This window comes from Kitasatospora sp. NEAU-69 (genome assembly GCF_057158765.1).
On sequence record NZ_JBWXUE010000003.1, the window covers coordinates 214,222 to 235,137 of the forward strand.

18 protein-coding genes are annotated in these 20,916 nt (G+C 73.1%); 8 read left to right on the top strand and 10 right to left on the bottom strand.

Annotation, left to right across the window (positions count from 1 at the left end; translation table 11 throughout):
- Positions 1-37: 37 nt before the first annotated feature.
- The 8 genes from AC060L_RS05230 to AC060L_RS05265 form a co-directional block, all read right to left on the bottom strand.
- Positions 38-925, bottom strand: a complete 888-nt coding sequence (locus AC060L_RS05230) for a type II secretion system F family protein (RefSeq protein WP_483797279.1) — start codon at positions 923-925, stop codon at positions 38-40.
- Entirely contained in the window at positions 922-1,878 is a 957-nt protein-coding gene (locus AC060L_RS05235; protein ID WP_483797280.1) for a type II secretion system F family protein, read from the bottom strand. Before AC060L_RS05235 ends, AC060L_RS05230 begins: the two co-directional genes overlap by 4 nt.
- Entirely contained in the window at positions 1,878-3,734 is a 1,857-nt protein-coding gene (locus AC060L_RS05240) for a TadA family conjugal transfer-associated ATPase (protein WP_483797281.1), read from the bottom strand. Before AC060L_RS05240 ends, AC060L_RS05235 begins: the two co-directional genes overlap by 1 nt.
- The gene (locus tag AC060L_RS05245; RefSeq protein WP_483797282.1) at positions 3,724-5,208 is read right to left on the bottom strand and encodes a CpaE/TadZ family protein; all 1,485 of its coding nucleotides are present in this window, start codon (positions 5,206-5,208) and stop codon (positions 3,724-3,726) included. Before AC060L_RS05245 ends, AC060L_RS05240 begins: the two co-directional genes overlap by 11 nt.
- On the bottom strand, positions 5,208-6,065 hold the full coding sequence (locus AC060L_RS05250) for an SAF domain-containing protein (RefSeq protein WP_483797283.1): 858 nt from the start codon (positions 6,063-6,065) through the stop codon (positions 5,208-5,210). Before AC060L_RS05250 ends, AC060L_RS05245 begins: the two co-directional genes overlap by 1 nt.
- Positions 6,066-6,184: 119 nt before the next feature.
- Entirely contained in the window at positions 6,185-7,240 is a 1,056-nt protein-coding gene (locus AC060L_RS05255; RefSeq protein WP_483797285.1) for a hypothetical protein, read from the bottom strand.
- Positions 7,234-7,656: a hypothetical protein gene (locus tag AC060L_RS05260; protein ID WP_483797286.1), complete on the bottom strand. Its 423-nt coding sequence runs from the start codon at positions 7,654-7,656 to the stop codon at positions 7,234-7,236. Before AC060L_RS05260 ends, AC060L_RS05255 begins: the two co-directional genes overlap by 7 nt.
- A 410-nt stretch (positions 7,657-8,066) precedes the next feature.
- Positions 8,067-8,912: a hypothetical protein gene (locus AC060L_RS05265; RefSeq protein WP_483797287.1), complete on the bottom strand. Its 846-nt coding sequence runs from the start codon at positions 8,910-8,912 to the stop codon at positions 8,067-8,069.
- 422 nt (positions 8,913-9,334) lie between these two features.
- On the opposite strand from AC060L_RS05265, the gene AC060L_RS05270 reads away from it, so the two are divergent.
- The 3 genes from AC060L_RS05270 to AC060L_RS05280 all read left to right on the top strand — a co-directional run bounded on the left by AC060L_RS05270 (position 9,335) and on the right by AC060L_RS05280 (position 11,743).
- Positions 9,335-9,799 (top strand): pyridoxamine 5'-phosphate oxidase family protein, encoded by a 465-nt coding sequence (locus tag AC060L_RS05270; protein ID WP_483797288.1) that lies wholly within the window; start codon positions 9,335-9,337, stop codon positions 9,797-9,799.
- A 72-nt stretch (positions 9,800-9,871) separates the two neighbouring features.
- Positions 9,872-10,327 (top strand): MaoC family dehydratase, encoded by a 456-nt coding sequence (locus AC060L_RS05275; RefSeq protein WP_483797289.1) that lies wholly within the window; start codon positions 9,872-9,874, stop codon positions 10,325-10,327.
- Between the two features lie 207 nt (positions 10,328-10,534).
- Positions 10,535-11,743 (top strand): MBL fold metallo-hydrolase, encoded by a 1,209-nt coding sequence (locus tag AC060L_RS05280; RefSeq protein WP_483797290.1) that lies wholly within the window; start codon positions 10,535-10,537, stop codon positions 11,741-11,743.
- A gap of 41 nt (positions 11,744-11,784) precedes the next feature.
- Here the strand turns inward: AC060L_RS05280 and AC060L_RS05285 are convergent, their stop codons facing one another.
- Positions 11,785-12,750: a DUF389 domain-containing protein gene (locus AC060L_RS05285; protein ID WP_483797291.1), complete on the bottom strand. Its 966-nt coding sequence runs from the start codon at positions 12,748-12,750 to the stop codon at positions 11,785-11,787.
- A gap of 160 nt (positions 12,751-12,910) precedes the next feature.
- Between AC060L_RS05285 and AC060L_RS05290 the strand changes: the two genes are divergently transcribed.
- The 3 genes from AC060L_RS05290 to AC060L_RS05300 all read left to right on the top strand — a co-directional run bounded on the left by AC060L_RS05290 (position 12,911) and on the right by AC060L_RS05300 (position 16,369).
- Positions 12,911-13,834, top strand: a complete 924-nt coding sequence (locus tag AC060L_RS05290) for an acyl-CoA thioesterase (RefSeq protein WP_483797292.1) — start codon at positions 12,911-12,913, stop codon at positions 13,832-13,834.
- 103 nt (positions 13,835-13,937) lie between these two features.
- A complete protein-coding gene (locus AC060L_RS05295; protein ID WP_483797293.1) occupies positions 13,938-15,602 on the top strand; it encodes a BCCT family transporter in 1,665 nt (554 codons plus the stop codon).
- 521 nt (positions 15,603-16,123) lie between these two features.
- Positions 16,124-16,369: a hypothetical protein gene (locus AC060L_RS05300; protein ID WP_483797294.1), complete on the top strand. Its 246-nt coding sequence runs from the start codon at positions 16,124-16,126 to the stop codon at positions 16,367-16,369.
- A gap of 90 nt (positions 16,370-16,459) precedes the next feature.
- Here the strand turns inward: AC060L_RS05300 and AC060L_RS05305 are convergent, their stop codons facing one another.
- Entirely contained in the window at positions 16,460-18,439 is a 1,980-nt protein-coding gene (locus AC060L_RS05305) for a DUF2398 family protein (RefSeq protein ID WP_483797295.1), read from the bottom strand.
- On the opposite strand from AC060L_RS05305, the gene AC060L_RS05310 reads away from it, so the two are divergent.
- Entirely contained in the window at positions 18,431-18,589 is a 159-nt protein-coding gene (locus AC060L_RS05310) for a hypothetical protein (RefSeq protein ID WP_483797296.1), read from the top strand. The two genes, AC060L_RS05305 and AC060L_RS05310, sit on opposite strands and share 9 nt — an antisense overlap.
- A gap of 891 nt (positions 18,590-19,480) precedes the next feature.
- Positions 19,481-20,896 (top strand): sensor histidine kinase, encoded by a 1,416-nt coding sequence (locus AC060L_RS05315; RefSeq protein ID WP_483797297.1) that lies wholly within the window; start codon positions 19,481-19,483, stop codon positions 20,894-20,896.
- Positions 20,897-20,916: the final 20 nt, after the last annotated feature.

Here is a 20,916-nt window from a genome sequence, read left to right on the forward strand (position 1 = left end):
CTTCTGAGGACGGGGATCCGGTGGGCCGGACGTGATGTCAGAACGCATGGAGCATCTGGTACAGCGCGGGAAAGACGATCAGGACCGTCATGAGCATGGTGAGCGCCGCGCCCGGCGCCACCATCAACTCGCTGCTGGAGCCGGCCTTGGCCTGCTCGTCGGCGAGAAGTTCGTCGCGCAGGGCCTTGGACCGGGCCCGCAGCGTGTCGTACACGGCCGCACCGTCGGTGCCGGAGAGCCGCATGATGTCGGCGACGTCCTGGAGCGGCGTCAGGCCCAGCTCCTCGGCCAGCGCCTCCAGCCCCTCCCAGGGCGGCAGCCGGTCGGTGGCCGCCCGGTCCAGCGCGTCCCGGATCCGGCGGAAGACGTTGCCCCGGCCGACCGCCGCCGCGCGGCGCATCGCCTCGGCCGGGCCGTGGTCCGAAGCCCGCTCCAGCGCCACCAGTTCGAGGTACGCGGCGATGCCGTGCAGGTACTCGGTGCGGGCCTCCTTGGCCTCGCCCTGGACGATCCCGTCCGGCAGCAGCCAGCCGCCGACCGCCAGCGCGAGGCTGAGCACCACCGGTAGCGCGAACGGCAGGTTGAGGCCGGCCGCGGCGGCCATCGCCGTGATGTAACCGGGCAGCATCAGGCCGATCAGCGCGAAGAGCAGCTTGTGCGCCATGAACCGGGCGGGGGTACGGCCGATCAGCGCCAGCGAGCGCAGCGGTACCCGTGAGCCGACCAGCGCGAGCGAGCGGTCGCCCATCCGGTCGTACCACTTCTCCTCACCGTCGACGACGGTCGCCAGGTGCTCCACCGGCGTCCGGTGCAGCCGTTCCAGTGCCTGTCCCAAGTCGGGCGGCGCCGGCCGCAGTTCGGCGATCAGCAGGGCGAGGCCGGCGGCCACCACGCAGCCGGCCAGGATCGCCCACGGCGAGATCATCGGGTCTCCTCCACCAACGCGCTCCCGAACTCCGCCGCCGCATCGCCGCGTTCGGGCAGTGCGCCGACCTTGCTGCGCCGGTCGCGCTCCAGCAGCCGGGGCAGCGGCGGGTTGGCCGCCAGCGCGCGCATCCAGGCGATGACGCCGACGAACGCGGCGACCAGCACGCTCAGCACGATCTGGCCCAGGAAGGTCGCGTACGGCGCGGTGTACCGCGCGTTGAAGGAGCCGACCACGACCACGCCGAGGATGATGATGATCATCCACCGCATGGTGGTCCGGTGCTTGGCCCGGTCCGCCTCGATCGAGCGACGCTGGCGGACCTCCTCGCGGACCGAGTCGGCCAGGTCGCTGAGCGCCCGGGCCAGCCCGGGGCCCGAGTCGCCGGCCCGCAGCAGCAGGGCGGCCAGCACCTTGTCCGCGGTAGCGTCGTCGAGCTCGTCGGCGAAGACGCGCAGCGCGTCCTCGGCTCGCCAGCGCGCCTGGAGGCGGTCGGCGAGGTCCTCGATCTCGGTGCGCAGCGCGGCCGGGGCGGTGCGCCGGCTGGTGACCAGGGCCTGGTTGAGCCCGGTGCCGAGCAGCAGCACGTCGGAGAGCCGCTTGGTCCAGTCGGCCAGCGCCTCCAGTCGGACGATCTGCCGGGTGTCCGAACGGGTCACCGCGATCAGCCACGGCACCCCGAAGACCAGCAGCGGCGCAAAGACCACGGTGATCGGGATCCCGGTGAACAGCCAGGCGGCCGGCCCGGCCATCAGCGACAAGGCGAGCTGGACCCGGCGCAGTCGGGCCGTGCCGGGCGTCCCGCTCCCCGGGCCGCCGTACCAGAACGAGTGCAGCCGCAGACCCAGCCGACTGGGCGCGGCGGGCTCGGTGTCGGCCGAACCGCGCAGCCCGACGACCAGCCCCACCAGCCCGCCGGCCAGCAGCAGTCCGCACAGCGCGAAGAGCAACATCAGCGCAGCCCACCGATCCGCAGCGCGAGCGGTGCGCTCCAACTGCCGTACGCGGACTGCAGCAGCCCCGCGTCGAAACCGGTCCGGCGCAGGTCGTCCAGGCAGTTCGGCGGCGTGTGCGGCACGGCCCGCGGCTCCCCGAGATCCGGGCGCGGGCCGAAGACGGTGTTCAGCGCGGGCCGGCCGTGCTCACCGAGGCCGGTGACCTCCAGCACGTGCGAGACGAAGCGGTGGCGCCGCCCGCCGACAGCCGTCTCGTCCACCATCGACACGTGCACGATCAGGTCCACCGCGTTGGCGGTGAGCCGGTAGGCGAGCGTGTCGGTCATGTGCGCGCCGTACTCCAGGCAGAGTTCGGCGATCCGGTCGATCACCATGTGCGGGCCGCGGGCGTGCAGTGTGCACATCGAGCCGCCCTCGCCGTTGGTCATCACCCGCAGCATCGGCACCACCTCGCCGGAGCGAACCTCGCCGACGATGATCCGGGAGAGCGTCATCCGCAGCGCGGCCGGGATGAGCTCGCCGATCGTCAGCTCGCCGGCGGACTTGCCGTCGATCCGCTCGCCGTTGCCCTCCCGCGCCTCCATCGGCACCACCTGGCGCAGGTGGCCGAGGGTGTGCAGCCAGAGCTCGAACTCCGACTCCAGCGTGCCGATCCGCTCGTCCGGCGGGATCTCGGCCGCCATCGCGCGCAGCAGGCTGGTCTTGCCGACGCCCTGGGTGCCGGTGATCATCACGTTCTTGCGGGCCCGGATCGCCGAGGCCAGGAAGGCCGCGATCGTCGAGTCCACGGTGCCGAGCGCGACCATGTCGGCGAGCGTCGCGGAGGCGACCCGGTGGCGGCGGATCGCGACGTACGGGCGCGGCGTCACCTCGGTCATCGCCTGCAGGCGCATGCCGCCCTCCAGGCGCAGCGCCAGCGTCGGGTTGGCGGTGCTCAGGCTGCGCTCGCCGCCACCGTGCTGGCGGGCCAGGTCCTGGAGCAGCTCGATGAGTTCGGCATCGGTCTCGGCGACCGGCGGGACCTTGCGCAACGGCTGGTGGACCCGGGAGATCCAGACGTCGTCGCAGCCGTTGATCAGGATGTTCTCGATCTCCGGGTCGTCCAGGTACGGCTGGAGGCGGCCGGCCCGGAAGAGCAGGTCGTAGACGGCCTCGGCGAGCGCCCGGTCGTGCTCCCTGGTCGGGCTGACGCCGTGCGCGAGCGCGTACCCGTCGGACCAGCGGGCGACGGCCTCCTCGATCAGCGCCCGGCCGCGCTGACGGCGGGTCGCCCGGTCGGCGTCCGCGCCCTGGCCGAAGGTCAGCCCGGCGAGCTGCTGGTGCAGATCGGCGGCGACCTGGCGCTTGAGCTCGCGCACCACCTGCGGGTCGAGCACCGGCGCGGTGCCGGCGCCCCACGGGTCCAGGCTCGGCAGCACCGGCAGGCCGCCGGGGCCCACGGCGGCGGCGCCGGCGGGCGCGGGCGCCGGCGCGGACGGCACCGGCCGGGACGGCGGGACAGCCGTCAACGGGACGGCCTGCGGCTGCGCGTACGGGGGTTGGGGCTGCGCGTGGGCCTGCGGCGGCGCGGCCCACGGCTGGTTCGGCAGCAGGCTCGTGGGCCGGCCCGAGGGCTGGCCGGCCGGGTGCGTGCCGGGACGGACCGGGCCGGGGATCACCTGACCGGGAGTCGACAGGCCAGGAGTCGACAGGCCAGGAGTCGGCAGCCCCGGCGTGCTGAACCGGGGCACACCCGGGCGCCGGCCCGCCGCCGGTTCGTCCGGCTCCGTGTGCGGCCGGTCCTGCTGGCTCTGCGGCTCGTCGTCCACAGCCGGATCGGTGGCGGGACGGTCCCGCATCGGGCTACCGCGCACGGAGCACCTCCCCCTGGGTCTCGGCGGCCTCGGTCGGCGCGCGGAACTGTTCGGGCACCGCCGGGTGCGGCGCTATCCCGGCGAGCGGCGGGTACGGCTGCCCGGGGTGTCCGGGCTGCGCTGGCTGCACTGGCTGCGCCTGTTGTCCTGCCTGTCCTGCCTGTCCTGTCGGGGACGGCCGGGCCGACTCCTCAGACGCCGGGTGCACCAGGACCGGGCCGGTCCGCGGCACGTACACCTGACCGACCGCGGGCGCGGCCTGCGGGGCGTACACCGAGGACCCGGTCACCCCGGTGGCCCCGTACGGCACGCCCTGCTGGTCCATCGGCCCGTACGCCATGGTCTGCTGCTCCTCCGGGGGTGCGTACACCTCGCCGGACGGCGGTGCGTACGCCTGCCCGGGCTGATAGCCGGCTCCCCCGCCGTACGGCTGCTGCTCGGCGTCGGCGGACGGCGGCAGATAGACCTCGCCGGACGGCGGCGCGTACGCCTGTCCGTACGCCTGCTGCCCCTGCGACTGCTGCTGTCCCTGAGGCTGCTGCTGCCCCTGAATCTGCTGCGCCTCCGCGGGCCCGTGGGGCGTCTGGTAGCGGGGCTCGTACGGCGCCGGGTACCCCCGTCCGCCCGGCTCCTCGCGCGGCCCGGCCGGCGCGCCGGCGGTCTCCGCCGTGCCCGCGCTGTCCGGCGCCTCCAGCCGGGCGCGCCGGCGCTGCACCACGGCCTGGATCTGGTCGGCCGCCGTACGCGCGGTGCGCATCAGCTCGGACCTGATGAACCGCCGGTCCGTGCTGTCCCCGCCGTCCGAGAGCACCCGGGCGGTGCGCGGCGCGAACGGCAGCAGGCCGAGCACCGGCAGGTCGAACTCCCGGATGACGTCCGCCGCCGGGTACGGCCCCTCGGCGATCAGCAGCAGGCCGAGCGCGTCGGCGCCGCTGCCGGCGGCTTCCAGGTCGGCCCGCAGCGCGGCCAGCCGGGGCCGGGCCGAGCTGAGGCCGCGCAGCGTGGTGCGCACGATCGTGACCACCGCGTCCGCCCGCCGGGCGAGCACCGCGCCGGCGCCCTGCGCGCCGGACCGGCCGAGGTCGAGCAGCACGTCGTAGCCCCGCGCGTCCAGCGCGCGCAGCGTCTCGACGAGCGGCTCCCAGGTGTAGGCGAGCCCGGCCGCCTGGGCCGGATCGGTCAGCCCGGGCAGCAGCAGCCGCACCCCGTCACCGGCCGGTGAGACGTCGACGAGCTGGTCCCAGAGGCTCTGCGCGAGCAAGCCGCGCCGGTCGGCGATCGCGAGGTTGCGCAGCCCGTACACCGCCTCGACCCTGCCCTCCAGCGCGCCGGCCAGCACCGCTCCGCCATCCGGGTCGCACTCGACCAGCAGCGCCTTGCGCCCGGCGGCCAGCGGCCAGGAGAGCAGCAGCGCGAGTGAGGTGCTGGTGGCCCCAGGAGCGCCGGGACCACCGGTGACCGCGATCACCGCCATCAGGCACCCCCGCCCGAGCCGCTCGACGGGTTCGCGCCGGACGGTGTCGCCGATGCCGAACCACCGGGCGAAGCCGAGGCACCGGCGGACGCACCGGCCGAGGCCCCCGCCGACGCACCGCCGGCCGGCGCACCGGCCTTCGGGGCCGAGATGACCTGGTAATGGCCGACCGCGGCCCAGAGCGCCAGCTTCGGCGCGTCGGCGGGCGGGACCGCGAGGTCGATCACCTGGCTGTCCCCGTCGGCCAGGCCGACCTTCGCGACGATCGCGGTCATGATGTCCGGGCCGTGCGGGGTGGTGCCGGTCGCCGTGTCGGTCGAGACGAGTTCGATCTGCTGCCCCACCTGCACGCCCTCCGCCGGCAGCTGGTTGCGGTGCACCGGCAGCCCGACCACCTGCTGCCCCGGCTGCACGACCAGCGCCCGGGTGAGGTCGGCGACCAGCAGCAGCGCGCCGCGGTGCAGGTCGGTGGTGGCCCGCTGACCGACCGCGAGGTCCCGGTCGGCAGCGGTGACGGGCGCGAGCGCCGGGTCGCTGGCGATCCGCGCGACGACCAGGTCGGCGGGGGTGAGCGCCTGGCCGTACGGGACGTCACGGGCCAGCGCCAGGACGGCGATCCGCTGCCCGGTGCTGTTGTAGAGCACCGCGCCGCCGAGCCCGCCGGCCGCGATCAGCGCGGCGGCCATCGCGATCACCGCCGGCCGACGCCGGCGGGCCCGCAGCGAGCGCGAGGGTGCGACCGGACGGCCCGAGGATCCCTCGCCCCGCGCCGAACCACCGGACGTGGCCGCCGGGTCGGCGCGGTAGCCGGGTGCTGACGTGCCGAGTGTCGGCGACGGGAAGGTGCGGTTCTCCATCGGACTTCGGCCTTTCTGGCGATCGGTGCGGAGTGCGCGGTGCTGGGTGTTCGGTGCGCTGTTCGGAGTGCGTGGTGTGGAGTGCCTGGTGCGGACGGTGGAGCGGCGGCGCGGGTGCGTCAGTTGAGCACTTGCAGTTCGTCCACCTGGAGCTGGATCGGCTGGCTGGAGACCGTGAACGTGAAGTCCGGCCCGACGGCCGTACCGCCCGGCGCGAGGGTCGCGTGGACGTGCCAGCTCTCGGTGACCGTCAGGGCGAAGCTCTTGACGGTGCTGCCACCCGCCGACCCAGCCGAGCCGGACGGCGTCGCAGTGGCCGGCGTGGTGGGCACGCTGCCTGCCGTCGCCGACAGCTTGTCGAAGGTGGCGATGCACGCGTCCCTAGGTGTTGTTCCGGGTGCGTACGGAGCTCCAGGAGTCGCCGTCGGGCAGTCCTTCGTCACCTCTTTCCCGGCGGCGTCCTTGTAGCCGAGATCCCAGCTCACGTCCGACAGCGTGGCCGTGGCGGTGACCGCGCCGGCCGTGCTGTCCACCGTCTTGCTCTGCGGCCCGGCCGTCACCGCCTTGGTGGCGTCCGAGGTTTCGTACCAGAGCCAGACCGGCATCCCGACCACCGCGCTGCCGGGCGGCGCACTGTGCGGAACCGGCCGGACGAACCGGAGCAGCCCGACGGCGTACGCGGCGGCGGTCCCCGGGTCCGGCGGCGGCGGGTTGGCGGCCAGCTTCGGGTCGTACACGCTCCCCAGGAGCGTCAGCCCGGGCGGCGGCGCGAACTTCTGGTAGACCGTGCCGATGGGGAACGTGTGGCCGGCCCATGCCTGATCGCCGGAGTCGGGCGGCTGCTCGGGGTCGTAGTAGAGGCCGTCGTCGGTGTTGAACATGCCCAGCTCAGGATCCCAGCACGGGTACTGCTTGGTCTGGTACGTGCACATCGTGGGAGTACTGCTGCCCGAACCGCCGGTGCTGCTGCCGCCGGTGGTCGAACCCCCGGTGGTCCCGGTCGAACCGCCCGTCCCGGGGTCCTGGATCCCGATGCAGATCGCGGTCACCGTGCAGGGGTTGATCCAGGCACTCGGGCCCGGGCTCGGGTCGGCCTGCGCCGGCACCGTGGCGCCGGCCACCAGGCCGGTCAGCAGCACCAGTTGGCCACCATAACGACGTACTGCCCTCAACATGTCCGACCTGCCTCACGGTTGAACTCGGCCACTCTCCAGGTATCGCCGATGATCCGCAGCACGACCTGCGCCGGATAGCGGGTGAGCCGCTGCGGCGGGTCCTTGAGCGTTCCGTTCGCGGCATCGGCCTGATGCCAACCACTGACATCCACGCAATCCGCGATCACCGCGGACTGTGGACTCGCGGTGGTGTTTACGCTCTGCACCACCGGGGAATTGACTGGGGTTCCGGTCATCACGAGCTTTGCGTCGTGCAGGGAATGCAGGCTCACCAGCACATTCGCGAGCGCCGTTCCGCCGGAGTAGAGCCGCACTTCGACGCCACTCGGATCATTACCGTTGTAGGCCTGCACCTGCGCCGCCCACCATGCCTGATAGGCCGTCACCACCTCGCGCGCGACGGCAAGATCGGCCACGCTGGTCGGTGCACTGCCGACCGCGATGCTCGGGTCACCGGTCGAACCACCGTCGGCAGTCGAACTCCCCGACGCACCAGGACTCACACCCGGCACAGGTGCCGCGGCGGCCCCGCCTCCCGCACCCGGAACAGCAGTTGAGAGCTGTTGCGCCGAGCCGGCAGAGGTGGCGCAGCCGGCCGCCAGAAGTGTGAGCAGAGCCGCCGCACCGACCCCAATCGCCCGGAGGCGTAACAAAGCCCTGCTACGGCGCATAGCCCCACCTTGTCGCCGACTGCTCTACGGCTGGCCGAAGTTGGCAAAAGTTGGCAGAAAAATCCTGTCAGATGCCGATGTTATGCCGTTGTGCGGTGCGGTGACCGATTCTTCGCCAACTCGCCCGCTCTCGGCAACACCCTGGGCCCCTGACCTTACGCGGAAGGCGGATCCGTTGGGGTGCTTTCGCGCCACAGGACCGCCAACAGTTCTTCAGAAACAGACAATCCGGCCAATGCGCCCCGCACCGCGGCCCGATTACGCATCAACAACCGGCCACCCGAAGGAGGTACCAGGAGTCTCGCCTCGATCCCCGATGCGAGTTCACCCCACGCGAGTTCGGCGGCGACGGCGGGCTGCAGGTCAGCCGGGCCGACGGCGGGCGGCGCGCCCGGCACACCGCGCGCCAGCACCCGGCCGAGCGCCCAGCTGAACGAGCCCTCGCCACCGGGCAGCACGGCCGACTTGCCGCGCCGCCCGCCCGGGTACGGACCGACCCGTCCCCAGAGCGGCACCCGCGAGTGGGCGAGCAACTCGGCCACCCCCTGGTCGCCGTCCAGCCCACCGATCGCCGTCCAGGTCTCCGGCGCGGCCACCGCGTCGACCAGCAGCAGTGCCTCCTCCTGCGAGCCGTGCACCATGGTGCTCACCACCCAGTCCCAGGCCAGCCCGCGCCGGTAGGCGTTCTCCGGCGTGCTGCCGGCCGTGACCAGGGCGAGCCGGCGGCCGCGCGGGTCGGAGACCAGCTGCCCGAGCAGGCAGACCACCAGCCAGCGGCCGTCCTGCCGGGCCGCGTCGCGCAGCGCGGTGAGCATCGTGTTGGCGTCCGCCTCCGCCGGCACCACGGTGAGCCGGCTGCCCCGGTTGCCGGTGTCGAAGCAGACCGCAGGCAGCGCCTCTGCCAGCACCGCGGCGCCTTGAGCGGCCTGCGCGGAGCCGCCGTAACTGCGCTCCGGCCCGCCGTTCGCGCCGATCACCACCAGTTCCACCCCACCGGTCATTCCCGTACCCCTCGTCGCCGTGCTCATCCATCCCACCCGCTGTCTGCCGCCGTGCCGCCGTACGTACCGCCGCGCGGCCGCCGCTCCGACCGGTGCCCACCGCTGCCACCGATGCCTGCCATTCCCGTGCCGATCCGCGTCGTGACGCGGTGGACGCCGTCGGTGCCACCGGAGCCACCGATGCCCACCAGCAGGACGCGCGGCCCGCGGCCGCCACTCTGCCGCAGTACCGCCGAGAACGTGCGGGAATGCGCCAGATCACCCACGATCGGGTGGCCAGGTCCGGACCAGGTTGCCCCAGCCCGGAGCTTCGGCCGGCGCCGCCGGCACCAGCAGCCCTGGCGGCACCGGCGGCATCACCCGGCCCGTTCCGGGACCATGGGCCCTACTGGCCCACCCCATGACAAGCGCACCATCGGGGTATGGACCATGCGGACCGGATCGAGGACCTGGGCGAGGCCGAGTGCCTGCGGCTGCTCAGCACCGTGCCCATCGGGCGCCTCGTGTACACCGAGCACGCGCTGCCGGCCGTTCTGCCGGTGCTCTTCGAGGTCAGGGCGGACGACCGGCTGGTGCTCGCGCTGCTCGCCGACAGCGCCCGGTCCCGGGCGCTGGACGGCACGGTCACCGCGTTCCAGGCCGACCACCTGGACGAGCCGAGCCGCACCGGCTGGAGCGTGCTGGCGCACGGGCGGACCGAGGTGGTCCGCGCACCCGACCTGCGCGGCGAGCTGCTCCGCAGCGGCCCCGGCCTCTGGGTGGCCGATCCGGAGCCGATGTTCGTCCTGTTCACCCCCGAGCTGCTCACCGGCCGCCGCCTGCTGCCGCCCACTGCTGCGCCCGCCACCGGGCAAGAGCTACCCACCGGTCACCTGAGCGGCCGATAGGGCTACGCTCCCGGGAACGGACGGCAGGGCGTCCGCCCATCCCGGAGTCCATCGGCCCTCAGGAGCGCAAGCATGACGAACTTCGCCACCCTCGACGAGCTGACCGCAGCGGTCGGTACCGAGCTGGGCAGCAGCGAATGGCACACGGTCACCCAGGAGCAGGTCAACCTGTTCGCCGAGGCGACCGGCGACCACCAGTGGATCCACGTGGACCCGGAGCGGGCCAAGTCCGGCCCGTTCGGCGGCCCGATCGCGCACGGCTACCTGACGCTCTCGCTGATCCCGATCCTGGCGAAGGAGTGCTTCAGCGTCGGCGCGGTCAGGATGGCCGTGAACTACGGCTCCGACAAGGTGCGCTTCCCCGCGCCGCTGCCGGTCGGCACCCCGATCCGGGCCACCGCCGAGCTGCTCTCGGTGACCGAGGTACCGGGCGGCCGGCAGGCCGTGGTGCGCTACACCATCACGAGCGAAGGCAGCGCCAAGCCGCACTGCGTGGCCGAGGCGATCACCCGGTTCTTCCACGCCTGACGGTCCGTCGCGGCGCCTCGAACGACAGGCACCTCCAACGGGGGCACCTCGAACGGCGGGCCGTCAGCGGATCCGACGCGCCCGGCGCAGGGCTGACCGGTAGTCTCCCGATGAGGTGTTGATCGTACCGAGCGGGCACGTGGCCACGGTGCCCGCTCAGCGTCGTGCCGCTGACGCCCCGCCGGCGTCCCGTCTTTAGGAGGCGCCGTGCTCGGCTCCGTCCCCAGCTCTCCGTCTCCCCGAGCCGCCCGTCTGCGCGACCTGACGATCGCCGGCTGGCGCCGGGCCCGGACGGATGCCTTCGGCGCCGAGCCCGCGGGCGAGCGGCTGGCGCGCATCCTGCGCAGCCCGAACTTCCGGGACGGCGCTTTCCAGAACCCGGTGCCGACCCGCCGACTGGTCTACGAGCGCACCCCGCTGGAGATCACCCGCGCCCAGCTGACCGCCGACCGGACCCGCCGGGTGCCCGCCGGCCCGATCCCGGTGCACCCGCTGAAGTCCACCGAACTCAGCCTGCCGCCCGCGTCCGGCCTGCGTCTGAGCTGGCTCGGCCACGCCACCGTGCTCGCCGAGCTGGACGGCCGCCGGGTGCTCTTCGACCCGGTCTGGGGCGTGCGCTGTTCGCCCTTCCCCGGGATCGGCCCGAAGCGGCTGCACCCGGTGCCGATCCGACTCGCCGATCTGGGCCCGGTCGATCTGGTGGTGATCTCGCACGACCACTACGACCACCTGGACATGACCACCATCCGCGCGCTGATCGGCACCGGCGCGCAGTTCGCCGTCCCGCTCGGCGTCGGCGCGCACCTGGAGCACTGGGGCGTGCCGGCCGACCGGATCACCGAGCTGGACTGGTGGGAGTCGGCCCGGGTGGCCGGGCTCACGCTGACCGCGACGCCGGCCCGGCACTACTGCAGCCGCGGCCCGAAGACCAACCCGCACCTGCTCTGGGCCTCCTGGGCGGTGGCCGGCCCCGAGCACCGGATCTTCCACAGCGGCGACACCGGGTACTTCCCGGGCATGCGCCAGATCGGCGAACGGCTCGGCCCGTTCGACGCGACGATGATGCAGATCGGCGCGTACAGCGGCTTCTGGCCCGAGGTGCACATGACCCCCGAGGAGGGCGTCCGGGCCCACCTGGACGTCCGCGGCGAGCTCCTGTTGCCGATCCACTGGGCCACCTTCAACCTCGCCCAGCACCCGTGGGAGGAGCCGGCCGAGCGGACCGTGACGGCGGCTCAGGCGCTCGCCGCCACCGTCGCCATGCCGCGCCCGGGGGTACCGTTCGAGCCCGCCGACCCACCGGCGCTGCAACTCTGGTGGCGCGCGGTCGCGGCGACGCCGACCAGCGGCGAGCCGCTGGCGCCGGAGCCGGTCGCGGCGGCGGTGCGGGCGCACGACGACGAGGTGCCCGCCTGACCGGAGCCGGTCGGCTCGGGAGCCCGCCCCACCGGCGGCGCTCACTCGGACGGCGCGGACGGCACGGTCGTACGGGCGGCGTGGCGGCGCAGCAGGTCCCGCCACGCCGCCTGCTGCACCAGCAGCGTCAGCACCCCGGCGAGCACGATCCCGGACAGGTTGAGCCCGAGCTGAACGCTCGACCCGCGCCACTGCGCGACCTTCCCGAAGGCCAGCGCGACCGCCGCGTTGGCCGCCGCCGGGACCGTGGTCACCGAGATCGCCACGCCCACCAACGCGCCCGACTTCGCCGAGGTGAGTGAGAGCACGCCCGCGATCCCGGCCAGGAACGCCACCACGAACGAGAGCGCGTCCGGCTGCCAGACGAACGAGGTGTTCGGCCGCGGCCCGCCGAACTCCGTCTCGGTGAACAGGCCGAGGCCGTCCATCATCAGCGCGAACAGCACCGTGAGTGCCATCGCCACCGCGAAGCCCACGACCAGGGCGGTCAGCGAGCGCCACGCCGGCCGGGCCCGGCGCTGCACGAGCGCCACGCTGAGGCCGGCCAGCGGACCGAACTCCGGCCCGACCACCATCGCGCCGACGATCAGCACCGCGCTGTCCAGCACCACCCCGCAGGCGGCCAGCATGGTGGCCACCGTCAGGAAGACCAGGTAGGTGTAGGAGAGCGAGGACTCCTCGTGGGTCACCTCGGTGACGGTCTCCCAGACCAGCGCGTCCGCCCCGATGCCCGGCGCCCGGCGCTCGGCCTCGTCGGCCGCCGTCGAGATCGCCAGGTCGAGCCGGGAGACGTCGATCGCACCGCGCTCGGGCAGTCCGATGGCGCGCAACTGCCCGAGCACCTCGTCCGCCGCCTCACGGGCCACGTCGCACATCAGCACGTCGCCCGGCGGGCTCAGCGCGCTGTCGGGCAGCACGATCAGGTGGGTCACGCCGACACTGCCGCGCAGCACGTCGAGCACCGGCCGGCGCAGCTCGGCGGGGACGATCAGGCGCAGGTGCAGCACGGCGGCTCCAGTGAGTGATCTGTCGAATTCGGTTGATGCGGCTCAATTGGCTCGATCAGCCCTGTTGGCAAGCTTTGATCACCTTATGTACACATTCCGGTCGAACCGGTGAGTAACCCAGCTCACTGTGCCGTCCACCCGGTTCTGCCAGGATGAACGGATGACCGACGCACCGGCCCGGGACGAGACCCCACAGGCGGCGGCCCCGCCGGCCGCCCCGGACGGCGGCGGCTTCCTCGACCTGCTGCGGATCGAGCAGCTGGACGAGAACCTGTTCCGTGGCCGGTGCCACGCCGGCGCCCCGATGCGCGCGTTCGGCGGCCAGGTCGCCGCCCAGGCACTGACCGCCGGGGGCCGGACGATGCCCGCGTGGCGCCGGGTGCACTCGCTGCACGGCTACTTCCTGCGCCCCGGTGACCCGAGCCGCCCGATCACCTACGAGGTGGACCGGGTCCGCGACGGCCTCGGCTATGCCACCCGCCGGGTGACGGCCGTCCAGCGCGACGAGGTGATCTTCACGCTCTCCGCCTCGTTCAAGCGGCCCGAGGAGACGACCGGGCGCCAGCGCACCATGCCGCCCGTGCCCGGCCCGAGCGAGCTGCCGGACCCGCTGCCGGTCTGGGCCCAGGCCGCGCCCGAGGACTTCGACCGGGCCGGCGACTTCCACTCGCTGCAGCTGCGCTTCGTCCCGACCGGCGCGCCCGGCCTGCCGCCGGAGATCCCCGGCGTGCCGCAGCAGTTCGTCTGGCTGCGCACCGGCTCGCCACTGCCGACCGATGACCCGCTCGTCCATGCCTGCGCGCTGACCTACCTGTCCGACCTGACGCTGGCCTCCACCACCGCGCTGCACCTGCAGCCGCACCGGTTCCAGCGCAGCGAGCCGACCAGGGTCGCACTCGCCTCGCTGGACCACGCGATGTGGTTCCACCGACCGTTCCGCGCGGACGACTGGCTGCTGTTCGCCCAGCGCAGCCCGTCCGCCGGGGACGGGCGCGGGCTGGCGATGGGTGAGTTCTACGACCAGGACGGCGTGCTGGTCGCCTCGGCAGTGCAGGAGACACTGCTGCGCGAACGCAAGCGATAGGGCCCGTCCCGCTGGGAACGCAGGCCGCCGCAGGCCGAGGTGAGCCGACGCGAGCCTCGGACGGAGCCCGCGCGTCGGCGGCTGTCCGCGTGGACTGCCAGAGATGGTGCGATATGTGACAAATCATCCGGAACACCCGACGGCCACTCTCCCCACCGATCGGGTGGTCTTCGGGATCAGCGCCGTCCTGGTACTCGCCGTGGTCTCCTGGGGCGTCTTCGCCAAGGACTCGCTCGGCCGCACCTCCAGCACCGCGCTCGCCTGGGTGCTGCACAGCTTCGGCTGGCTCTTCGTGGTCGCGGCGGACGTTTTCCTGGTGCTCACCGTGCTGCTCGCCGTCAGCCGGTTCGGCCGGATCAGGCTGGGCCGGGACGAGGAGCGCCCCGAGTTCAGCACGCTGGCCTGGATCGCGATGATGTTCAGTGCGGGCATGGGCATCGGCCTGATGTTCTACGGCGTCGGCGAGCCACTGCAGCTCTACGCCGAGCCGCAGCCCGGCTCCGGTCTGACCCCGCAGACGCCGGCGGCCGCACAGTCGGCGCTGGAGTTCTCGCTCTTCCACTGGACGCTGCACCCCTGGGCGATCTACGCCGTCAGCGGCCTCGCGCTCGCCTACACCACCTTCCGCAAGGGCCGGGGCAACCGGATCAGCGCCGCCTTCGTCCCACTGATCGGCGAGCGCGGCGCGAACGGCTGGCCGGGGCGGGCGATCGACCTGCTCGCCGTCTTCGCCACCGTCTTCGGTTCCGCGACCAGCCTGGGCCTGGGCGCACTCCAGGTGGCCGACGGCCTCGGCTTCATCTCCTCGGTGCGCAGCACGCAGAACGTCCAGCTGATCATCATCGGTTCGCTGAGCGCCGCCTTCGTGCTCTCCGCGTTCTCCGGTGTCCACAAGGGCGTCAAGTGGCTCAGCACCGCGAACGTGGTGCTGGCCTCGGCAATCATGGTCTTCGTCTTCGTGGCCGGCCCGTCGGTCTTCATCCTGGACGCGATCCCGGCCACCGTCGGCGGCTACCTACACGACCTGCTGCCGCTGGCGACCCAGACCAGCGCGTTCACCGACGAGAAGTGGCTCGGCACCTGGACCATCTTCTACTGGGCCTGGTGGCTCTCCTGGGCGCCGTTCGTCGGCACCTTCATCGCCCGTATCTCGCGCGGCCGGACAGTGCGCCAGTTCCTGGTCGGCGTGCTGCTGGTGCCGAGCGGAGCCACGGTCATCTGGTTCTGCGTCATGGGCGGCACGGCGATCCGGCTGAGCGCGACCGGCGCGGCCGACCTGGTCGGCACCATCGCACAGGGTCCGGAGGCCTCGCTCTTCGAGATGATGAAGTCGCTGCCGCTGGGCTCGGTGACCAGCGTGGTCTGCGTGCTTCTGGTGATGACGTACTTCATCACGAGCGCCGACTCGGCCTCGCTCGTACTCGGCTCGCTCTGCAGCGGCGGCTCGCTGCACCCTCGGACCTGGCTGGTGGTGGTCTGGGGCCTGCTCATGGGTGGTGTGGCCGCCGCACTGCTGCTGGCGGGCGGCCTGACCGCGCTGCAGAACGCGACCGTACTGGTCGCACTGCCGTTCGTGGTGGTGATGCTGGCTCTCTGCGTCTCACTGGTCAAGGAACTGCGGGCCGACCCGGCCGCCGGGCCCAGCCGCTTCCACCCGGCGCACGGACTGCGGGATGCCGTCCGGGTCGCGGTGGGCGACGCGACGGTGGAGCCGGGACCTGCGGTTGCCAAAGAGCCGGCGGTGGCCGAACAGGCGGGCCCGGAGTAGGGCGGAAGTTCCGCCGTCCGGGTGAAATCCGGTCGGGGGCGGCCGAGCACGTTCGGCTTGGCGCGACCGGGCTCCGGCACCCCGGAGAGGCATCACACACTGTTGCACTGCGCATGCGAAATGTGATCGGCGCATGGCATGCTGGCAGACGCTCTCCGCACGGGCGCGCCGATTCGGACCCGCCCTGCGGCCCTGTTCACTCGAAGGTTCAGCCCGTCATGTCCGTGCAGTCGGCCGGCGCGATCGCCCTCGCGATCGTCTTGGGGCGCCACCCGCCATCGCGGCTCCACCCGCCACGGTGGTGTCTGCCGCTGCTGCGATCGGCGTCGGCCCGAGGGCCGGCAGGGCCGCTGGCCTGGGCGGCGCCCCGGCGTTAGCGGGCAGAGAGCGAAATTAGAGGCACCCTCGGGACGCTCCGAAAGGCCTGCGCCGAGTCACTGCGCCGAATCGCCGCGTCCCACGTGTGCGGCGTTCACCCCTGTGTAGTCATCGTTTAACACCTGACTGGAATCCTCACCATCATGGACGAACCGCTCTTCCCCGGCCGCCGCCCGGCGGACCTGCCCGACCCGGGATCCCCGGCCTCACCAGGCGCTTCCTGCTCCTCGGCCGACGACGCCCCCCGGTTCCCGCTCCCCAAGCGCCACCGGCGACTTCTCGCCTGTGCCGCCGTGGCCGCCTCGGTCGCGCTGGGTGGACTCGGCGTCGGCGCCACCGTGGAAACCGTCCAGCAGCAGACCGTCACGGCCGCCTCCGGGTCGCACTGACGGCGTCCGCGACCTGCACGGCCGCCGCGCCCGCGGGCCTGTCGTCACCGCATCCGTCGTCACTGCATCGCAAGATCCCCGCGTGCTCCGCTACCGATCGGCGAGCGGCCCGGAGTACCGCTCCCGACGGGAGTGGCGCCCGGTCCCCGCTGCCGGACGCAGCTCGAGTTCGGCGGCGTACCGGGCGGCCGGGGCGAGCAGCATCCAGCCACTGACCGTGCGACCACGAGCGGCAGCTGCCGTCACACCGGCGGCAACAGGACCGTTGGGCCCGGCTGGGGCCTGGGCCGCCGGGCCGGCCAGGGCCGCACTCGGCGCCGGCGCGATCAACCGCATCCGGTGCAACAGGTCGAGCACCTCACGGCGGAAGGCGGCCCGGTCGGCCAGGTGGTCCCAGCCCCAGCCCGCACCGGCTCCGTACTCGTCGGCGACGTCACCGAGAATGCCGTCTATCAGGGCCTCGGCGATCGGCACGCCGGTCACCGGCGTGCCGAGGCCGGCGGCCGGCTCCGACGGCAGCGGGCGCAACTCCTCCACCAGCCGCTCCACCAGCAGCAGCGCCGCATGCGCCGGCGCGTCGGGGCCTGGCAACCGAAGGTCGGTCAGCTCGCCCGCCGGGTCGAGCAGGGCGATGCCCTCGCTGCGGACCTCGGCGGTCAGGCCGAGGAACTCCGCGAAGCTCTCGGCCTCCTGCTGCCGGGCCTGCCACAGCCACTCGCGCTCCAGCGCGGTGAGGTCCTCGAACAGCACCACCGGCGTCTCCACGAGCCGGCGGCGGACCGCCACCGGGACCTCCGCGCCCCGGCCTGCCCCGGTGTCGGCGCCGTCCGCCGGCAGCTCGTCAGTACTGCCACCCGCACCGATGGCGAGCACGGCGGCGAGGTCCTGATCCACCGTGAGGCAGCCCTCGGCCGTGCAGTGCGAAGCGAGGACCTGCCACTCGGTCAGCAGCCGAAGCGCGGCCCCGATCGCGGCCCGCCCGACCGCCGCTCGACCGCTCCCGGTCATGGCATCGGGCTCGGCCTCATCGCCCGCCTCCAGTGCCCCGGCCTGCGGGCCGTCCACGCCATCGGCGCCGTTCGCCAGACCGGCGCCCGCTGCCGCCTGCTCGATCCCAGCGGTCAACTGCTCGGTCGGCCAGAGGTGGGGGCCGGTCAGCAGTACCGCGAGCGCGAGGGCGAGCGCCGCATAGCGCTCGGGCGTCAGGGGGGTGTGGTCCACCGAGAGCCGGCGCATCGCTCCGGCCCCCAAGCCCGCCTTCAGCAGCCGAGCGAAGCTCTCGGTCACCATCAGCGGATAGCCGAGCAGCTCCCCGAAGCGATCGCTGAGCCACGGAGCGTGACGCTGGATCAGCGGCAGTGCAGCCGCGTGCGGCCCGGCAGCGGTCACCAAAGGGTGCGCGAGCAGGATTCGTGCGGCAGCACGACGCTCCGCCGCGACGGCCACGTCGTACGGGCCCGACTCGCCCGGGCCGCCGCTCCCGCTGGTACCGGGAGGCTCGGGCTTGCGGTGCCGGCCGGCATTGGCGCGGGCCGCCGGTATCGCGCCGCCGAGCACATCGCCGACCGCCCCGGCCCCCGCCACACCGGCTGCGGCTCCCGCCACAGCACCTGGCGCCCCGTCGGCCGACTCACCCACCGGAAGCTCGCGCATCCGCCGCCGTGCACGGCGAACGCGGGGAACGGCGCCGTCCTGCACCGTGGGCAACGGCTGGCGGACCGTCGGGCCGTGCCACCAGCTGAGCTCGGGCCGGTCGGCGTCGGCCGGCTCCGGAGCGACCCCGAAGTGCCGTGCCCCGTGCAGACCGAAGGCATCGGTGAACAGATCGTGGGCTTCTTCCGCGCTGGAGTGTGCGAATCGCCGAGCGAGCCGGATCAGGCGCTCGGTGTCCGGCTGCCGGGACTGTGTCAACCGCGCCACCGCCTGGAGAGTCACATCCGACGGCCCACCCATGCAGAATCCGCCCTCGGGGTACTCCGCACCGCAACTGCCGGGCCTCTCGGCCCGGACCGCGTCCTCGGACGCCTGCCGCAGTTCCGAAGGCGGCGAGGCGGCCTGCTGATGGTCCACCAGGTGTTCCGGCCAGGGAGCGGCCTGCGCCGGCGGCCGGTTCCCGGGCGCCGGACGGCCGGCTCGCTCTCGTGGCTGATCGGCCGACGGACCGCCGGTCGCACCGCCGAGCGGACCACCCGACCCGCCGCCGCCCGCCAGGCCTGCTGACGGTGACTCCGGCCCCTCCGCCGACTGCAGCTCGGATTCGAACAGAGTCAGGACGCTCCCCAGGTGCTCCGCAAGGCACTCCGCGTGGACGCTGGTGGTACCCCCGGAACGGCCGGCCACTGCGGTGCCGGGCGCGTCGGTGCTGCCCAGCGCTCCGCCCCCGTTCACGCGCCCCTCCGCCGTGCCGCCGGGCGGCCTGTCCGCCCGACTCTGCCTGTCCTGTTCCACCGTGTCAGGAACAGCCTAAGACACCCGGGAGGGGGTGGCACCGCAGCCTCGGCGCACGGCCCGCCGAGTAGTCCGCCGCCGGGCGCCTGGCTACCGGACAGCGCCGGCCCGGCAACAGCGAGCTGGGCTTATCCACGGGCCGGCGCGGTGCACTCGCCTGCCTCGCGAGCACCTGTGTGGATTTCTTCACTTTCGGCAGCAGCAATCCGATTTTCAGTTGTCAAAGATCGCGACGCATGGAGACTCACGGCCACCGGTCATGGCAGCAGCGCCCGGCGGCCCTCTCGATGTCCTGGAGACTGGGGAGTTCGTGGGCGAGGCCGTCGCCCTTGGATCCGCACCGGGAACCGCCGGCCACACCGGCACCGCACGAGCAGTCGCCAGTCGAACTGTCAGAGGTCGAACAGCGGTCGTCATGATGTTCTCCATCCTCCGTCGCTCCCCTGTCGAGCCGGACGAGCGAATCCTTGAGCCGGTCGAGCCGCGTGATCGGCACGGCAGCTACGGTCGCAGGGCCCGGGTGTCTGGCGAATCTGGCTACGGACAGATCTTCAACTCCGTCTCTGGGAGGACCATCGGGGCCGTATCTGTCTCAGGACAGAGGTCCGAGCTCCTTCCACAGCCGGATCCGGGCAAGCTCGTGAGCGAACTAGGCTCGCCGTCATGAACCCGCACCTGCGCCCGCCGCTCGTTCGTCGCCTGACCCAGCCTCAGCTGGTCGGCGCCGACGTCGCCTTCGCGCTGCTGTGCGCCTGGCTCATCTGGGCGGACCGGGGGTTCAGCATGCGCCTGCTGGCGCTGCCGGGCCCGCTGCTCCTGGTGATCGGTCTCGGCTTCTGCGTGGGCGTCGGGCTTCGCAGATTCCGGCCGATCGGCATGCTCTGGCTGGCCGCGCCGGGCCTGCCGGTGATCGGGTTCTCCCCCGGTGCGCCACTGGCCCTCCTCGCGATGGCGTTGCTCGCCTACCAGGTCGGCTTGGCCAGAGCTCCACAGCGGGCCGTTCCAGCGCTGGTGGCCGCGTTCGCAGTGGAGTGGTTGAGCGGGTACTGCATCGACCTGCACGCGGGGCACAGCCGGTTTGCCGGGCTGTGGCTGGTGGGGATCGGGGTGGCACAGCTCGCCGGCTGGTCGATGGGCTGGGCTTCGGCTCGCGGCCGGGCCTATGCCGAGGGACTGCGGGAGCAGGCCGAGCAGCGGTCGGCGGCCCGCCTGGCCGAGGCTCAGCGCACCGTGGTCGAGGAGCGCCTGCGGATCGCCCGCGAGCTGCATGACGTCGTCGCGCACAGCATGAGCATCATCGCGGTCCAGGCCGGCGTCGGGCACCACGTGAGCCGCAATCAGCCCGAGGAGGCTGCACAGGCACTCTCGGTGATCGAGGCGACCAGCCGGGAGACCCTGCGCGAGCTGCGCTCGCTGCTCGGTGTCCTCCGCGAGGACGACGCGGCCGAGCTGCGCCCGGGCGGCCTGGCCGACATCGAGGCGCTCGCGGCGCAGACCCGCAAGGGCGGCGTCCACGTCGATGTCGTCTTCGACGCACTCGACGCCCACCAGCCGGAGCTGCCACACGGCATAGAGCGGGCGCTCTACCGAATCGCGCAGGAGAGCCTGACGAACGTCGTCAAGCACGCCCGCACCGACCGCGCTCGACTGGTGATCACCCGAACCGAGGAGGAGGTGACGATGGAGGTCAGCGACAAGGGCATCGGCCACATCGGCCACGCCGCCACGGAGGGCACACTCGCCGACCGCAGCGCCCCACGCCACCGAACGCCGCCGGCAGCGGGGCAGCGCGGGCAGGAGCGATACGAGAACCACCAGAGCCGCGAGGACTACAGGGGCCACGAGGGCCACGGTCTGATCGGTATCCGCGAGCGCGCTGCGCTCTACGGCGGCGCGGTGACGGTCGGCCCGGGCCCAGACGGTGGCTACCGCGTCTCGGTCCGCCTGCCGCTCACCGAGCCCGCCTCGCAGACAACACCGGCATCAGCACGGCCCAGCACGGCCACTCCGGAGCACCGGCTCAAACCCACGGCTGCGGCGCGGCCGGCCGCAGCCGATCCAGCACGCACGGGTCAGTAAGCCTAGGCACCCACACCACC

Coding starts and splice junctions, on each gene's coding strand:
- AC060L_RS05230 (WP_483797279.1), bottom strand. CDS start 925: ATGATCTCGCCGTGGGCGATCCTGGCCGGCTGCGTGGTGGCCGCCGGC.
- AC060L_RS05235 (WP_483797280.1), bottom strand. CDS start 1,878: ATGTTGCTCTTCGCGCTGTGCGGACTGCTGCTGGCCGGCGGGCTGGTG.
- AC060L_RS05245 (WP_483797282.1), bottom strand. CDS start 5,208: ATGGCGGTGATCGCGGTCACCGGTGGTCCCGGCGCTCCTGGGGCCACC.
- AC060L_RS05250 (WP_483797283.1), bottom strand. CDS start 6,065: ATGGAGAACCGCACCTTCCCGTCGCCGACACTCGGCACGTCAGCACCC.
- AC060L_RS05255 (WP_483797285.1), bottom strand. CDS start 7,240: ATGTTGAGGGCAGTACGTCGTTATGGTGGCCAACTGGTGCTGCTGACC.
- AC060L_RS05265 (WP_483797287.1), bottom strand. CDS start 8,912: ATGACCGGTGGGGTGGAACTGGTGGTGATCGGCGCGAACGGCGGGCCG.
- AC060L_RS05270 (WP_483797288.1), top strand. CDS start 9,335: ATGGACCATGCGGACCGGATCGAGGACCTGGGCGAGGCCGAGTGCCTG.
- AC060L_RS05275 (WP_483797289.1), top strand. CDS start 9,872: ATGACGAACTTCGCCACCCTCGACGAGCTGACCGCAGCGGTCGGTACC.
- AC060L_RS05290 (WP_483797292.1), top strand. CDS start 12,911: ATGACCGACGCACCGGCCCGGGACGAGACCCCACAGGCGGCGGCCCCG.
- AC060L_RS05295 (WP_483797293.1), top strand. CDS start 13,938: ATGGTGCGATATGTGACAAATCATCCGGAACACCCGACGGCCACTCTC.
- AC060L_RS05300 (WP_483797294.1), top strand. CDS start 16,124: ATGGACGAACCGCTCTTCCCCGGCCGCCGCCCGGCGGACCTGCCCGAC.
- AC060L_RS05310 (WP_483797296.1), top strand. CDS start 18,431: ATGGTCCACCAGGTGTTCCGGCCAGGGAGCGGCCTGCGCCGGCGGCCG.
- AC060L_RS05315 (WP_483797297.1), top strand. CDS start 19,481: ATGAACCCGCACCTGCGCCCGCCGCTCGTTCGTCGCCTGACCCAGCCT.